This window comes from Bartonella sp. AD328YNZD (genome assembly GCF_042196425.1).
This window is the reverse complement of record NZ_JBHIQG010000212.1, coordinates 1-4,339: the sequence shown is the minus strand read 5'-3', so window position 1 is coordinate 4,339 and position 4,339 is coordinate 1. Positions and strand designations below refer to the sequence as shown.

At 31.8% G+C, this 4,339-nt stretch carries 3 protein-coding genes and 1 pseudogene; 3 read left to right on the top strand and 1 reads right to left on the bottom strand.

Going from position 1 to position 4,339, the window contains the following annotated elements; genetic code table 11:
* Positions 1-734: 734 nt before the first annotated feature.
* Positions 735-1,643: pseudogene (locus ACFIO3_RS09320) on the top strand (tyrosine-type recombinase/integrase); the annotation flags it as partial.
* Between the two features lie 139 nt (positions 1,644-1,782).
* Here the strand turns inward: ACFIO3_RS09320 and ACFIO3_RS09315 are convergent.
* Complete coding sequence (locus ACFIO3_RS09315; protein WP_375607794.1) at positions 1,783-2,622, bottom strand: peptidoglycan-binding domain-containing protein; 840 nt, start codon at positions 2,620-2,622, stop codon at positions 1,783-1,785.
* A 1,017-nt stretch (positions 2,623-3,639) separates the two neighbouring features.
* On the opposite strand from ACFIO3_RS09315, the gene ACFIO3_RS09310 reads away from it, so the two are divergent.
* Complete coding sequence (locus ACFIO3_RS09310; protein WP_375607793.1) at positions 3,640-3,984, top strand: DUF5330 domain-containing protein; 345 nt, start codon at positions 3,640-3,642, stop codon at positions 3,982-3,984.
* 138 nt (positions 3,985-4,122) lie between these two features.
* Positions 4,123-4,339: SufE family protein (locus ACFIO3_RS09305; protein WP_375704359.1), on the top strand; the 217-nt coding region annotated here is incomplete at its 3' end.

The following is a 4,339-nucleotide window of genomic DNA, read 5'->3' as shown; positions in this document are numbered from 1 at the left end:
TTTTCGAGTACCAATTGCTCGTTTAGCAGCAGCTCAGGCCGCAATAGCAAAAAGGATGTAATGGGTTAATATTTTTTTATTTTCTTTAATAAAGGGAATAAAAATGCTTCTAAAATGCACGATAAGTTGTGTTACGCGAAAAAGTGTTTTTTTAGAGGTTTATGAGAGAAAATATAAAGCAGGATAGACAAAGATGTATTATTAATACACTTTCAAGTATTGAGGGGCTTCCTCTTTGATAGAGAGCAGCGTGTTATTGTGTGCAGTTAATTTACACGTTTTCTTTTTAATAGGGTTATGAACTCTCTTCACGCAAAACAGAGCACTCAAAACAAATGCATTTGTTTTGCACATTCATCTGTTGTTTTGAAGAAACATTTCTCAGTGCAAAACTCATTTCATATTGGTATTCGTGGAATGGAATTACGTAAAGTTTCTCGTAAGTTTATACCCTCAGAGTTTATAAAATCCACTGTGCGCTACCATCTTTTACATTTATGAAGGAATATCATAATTATACAAAGAATTGATTTATAATAATAAATATAATTTCTCAACTTGAATGAGAGCTATGAATATCATAAGATTCTCTCATTTCAAATTTATTCCATGCTGGATCAGTCAAAATCATTCGCTTTCACATAAGGAATATCGATGTATGCGGGGAAAACATTAAAGAAAAGACTAAACAATGCCTATAATGAACTGTCTCAAGTGCCAAGAGTTGGAGCAACATTAGAGGCAAAGTGGATGGTGCGGGTTTGCTCAAGCGTCAAGATGGTAGCGCACAGTGGGTTTATTATTTATACCATTCACGCATATCATTGTGAAATAGGTTTGGATGCCTTGAGAGTTGTTTCTTTAAAGAAAGCACGTGAATGTGCAACTCAAGTATATTTGGTTTGGGGCGTTCTGTTTTACATGAAGGGACGTGACTTCATTAAAGAAAGTGAGAAAAAAAGCGTGAAGCAATGCGTCATCTCCATTATCTAAAAGAACATTGCTTTAGATGCTTTTGAAAGACGTAAAGCAAAATTAAGAGAAAATGGTAAAGGTGAGAAGTGGTTTCTATTTTTAAAACTTCATATTCTCCCCAAATTAGGCTGCCTCCTCGTTTCAGAGATTAGGCAAACAGAGATACGCAATACCTTTTCTCCCATCTGGCATACCAAAAGCTGCAACAGCAGAAAAAGCACTGAACCACCTTAATATTTGTTTCAAACATACTGCAGCGTTAGGTTTTGATGTTGATTTACAGGCAACAACAAAAGCACATATTTTCTGAGAAAAACAACTCCATAAAATGCAAAATAGACCAGCAATGGATTGGAAAGAGGTTTCCGTCTTTTGTCTAGATACTCAGTCAAACGATAACAATGATACAATTTGGCTTAGCGTTTGCTTATTCTTACAGATGCACGAATTCTTTGCGTTATGTGAAGATCAGATTGATGGGAATATCTGGATAATTCTTGGCTCGAGAATATAAAAGGAAGGCGTGATGCTACAATAGAATTTCGCGTGTCCTTATCATCTGAAGCATTGGAAATTTTAAAATAAACGCGTTTGTTTTCTCGCAATGATTTCTTTTTTCTGCTAGAAGCCTCGATCCCCTTGCCATAAATTGTATGGCTCAATATGTAATATGTAAGAAAACCATTCTGATTGATTGAGTATAAGAGGGCTTGAGATGAAGGAAATTTTTTGTATTCGGAGAGGGTATTCAACAAGAAAATTATCATTATAAATCAAGAGATTGTTTTATAATGTTGATGATTATCTTCAATTTAATAAACCAATTTCACGCATTTTTATTAAAATTGTATGATTAATTTTACCAGTTACAGGAAGATCAAACATTTTTTGAAACTGTTTTAAGGCTTCTATCGTCTTTTGATCTTCTATTCCTGTGACAATAACCTCCTCATGACCAAAAATATGTAAAGCTTTTTGTACCCGTATAATATCTTCAACAGAAGGCTCTAAAACAGCTTCTTTTGAGTGTGTTATATTTCTTTTTGTTTTATTTTCCATTTCTATTTCGCTCTGCTTAATTAATAGCGCAATTTCATCTGTTGTAGGATGAGGTAAAACATTGTTTTGCATTTTCTGAGCAGTTTGTTGTTTCCATAGAGTGATGGCACGGCGTGTTTTAGGTCCTTCCAGTCCATCTAAAGGTCCATCATAAAGTCCTAATTTTGCGAGTTCTTTTTGCTTTTCCAGTATACTTGCTGATTGAGGGGCGAAAGGTAAATTTGTGTAGTGATGACTTTGAGAATGTAGAGAAGTCACACGAGAGAGTTCTTGTGATCTTACTTCTTTTTCGGATAAAGTAGTGCTCTTCCCTATACTTTGAGCGGAGGAAAACTTCATTTGAGTTAAAATATCTTGATGCGTTGTCATTTGCGAAAATAAAGCATTAAATGAAACAAATAAAAAACTAATGGTAAAAAGAACAGATCCAATAAAAAATAAAGTATTTTTTCGCGTATAAAAATAAATACTTTTTACACTCCAAAAAATAAAATGAAAAATTATAAGAAGTAGTGTGATAACCATACTACTATAGTATTTACGGTGTTTTACAGTTTTTTTTCGTGACTTCTTTCGTTTTGTTGTCATTATTTTTATTTTCAGTTGGGTTTATTCTTCATAAAGAAACGAATGTAAATTAATTCTTACTTTTTGCTAAAGAAAAATGCCTTTACATTATTGTTTTTTCCTTTCAAACTCCTCAAATGAATTGATTAATTCTATCAATTTATAAGTTGATCAATCAACAAGAGCTCTTATCAACTTTCATCAATTTCAGATTTTACAAATCTTTAATACGTATAAAGAGAACATCAAATGATTAACGTTCAAGACCATTTTAGTGTTTGCAAACTGCATTATCACATATAATCATCTCAATAATAATATCACGTTATTCTTCATTTTTGGCGCATATGTTTGCTTAATTATTTAAAATCAAGTTAAGAATATTTTCCTATAACGTTAGAAAAATGACAGTCATTATATTCTTTACAATTTACATATATAGAGTTACTTTTCCGTAAATGGTTTGGTGAGAATAATAGTCTCTTAATGTTATTATATTTTAGGGTAAACACCTTCGTATCAATTAAATTGATGTTTACAATGTTATAGAAAAAACTTGCCTTGAGATGGAGTTATAAGAGATGCATCTATTGTTTAATATTTTGATCGAATGTTGATCATGTTTATGATATGCTAATAAAAATTTTATAGATGATAGAGTCAAAATAACAGAGTTGGACTCTATTTAGCTTTTTCAGCTAAGTTTAGAGTGATGAATTATTATTTAAGATAAATATGTATACAAATGGGAAAGAGATTGAACTATCCGTTTAATCTTTATCCTATAGATACATTTTTTGGGGAATAGAAAGTTGCAAATGCGCGTTGTACACTTCCAATCATTATGCACTATTATGATTATGCATCTCACTTTTATACAGCTGCGTTGTATCATATTTATAAGATAGCCAATGATATAGATCTAATAAATGAATACTCTATTTTTTATAAAAAGCTCATTGTATCAATTTTTTATAAAGAAGCAGCGTATAAAAAGCTCCTTTTATTGTATTTACAACTGCGGTACATTGATTGCTCATGATACGTTTTTTAATTAAATTATCATTTTTTTTGTTTTTTGTTTTTGTCATTATTTCATTTTTTGTAGCCAATCCAAGCAATAATCATTCTTCTAGCCCCCAAAATAATGAAACAACAACGAGCGATGTAATTATTGCTTTTAAGGAATCTTTAAATGACCTAGGAACATTTTGTGACCGTAATATAGAAGCCTGCAAAGTAGGAAAGTCCTTTTTAAGTTTACTTGGAGAACGCGCATATTACGGTGCAAGAGCTGCTTATGAGTATTTTGGGCACATATTAGGCAACAAAAATAATACAGAGCCTTCCCCAAACGTTTCTCGCAAAATGGAAGTAAAATAATTCTTACACAACCATACAATGTTATCTTGAAATAAGAAATTTTAACGTTCCTCATGTTATTTGTATTAGGATAATAAATATTTATCTATCCAATAAGTGTATTTAATATGATGATTAAAATGAAACAGGATTAAGATGATGGCGGAAACAATCGATAATATTATAGAAAACTTTTCGCTTCTAGATAATTGGGAAGATCGTTATCGTTATGTAATTGAGCTTGGTTACGAACTTCCACCTTTTCCGGAAAATGCTCGAAATGATGCCCACAAAGTTCGTGGTTGTGTTAGCCAAGTGTGGCTTTTATCTTCACGTAATAACTCAGAAGATCCAATATTGACGTTTCAAGGTGATT

What these genes read in the sequence shown, in the direction of transcription:
- ACFIO3_RS09315 (WP_375607794.1), bottom strand. Translation starts at nt 2,622, where the DNA reads ATGACAACAAAACGAAAGAAGTCACGAAAAAAAACTGTAAAACACCGT.
- ACFIO3_RS09310 (WP_375607793.1), top strand. Translation starts at nt 3,640, where the DNA reads ATGATACGTTTTTTAATTAAATTATCATTTTTTTTGTTTTTTGTTTTT.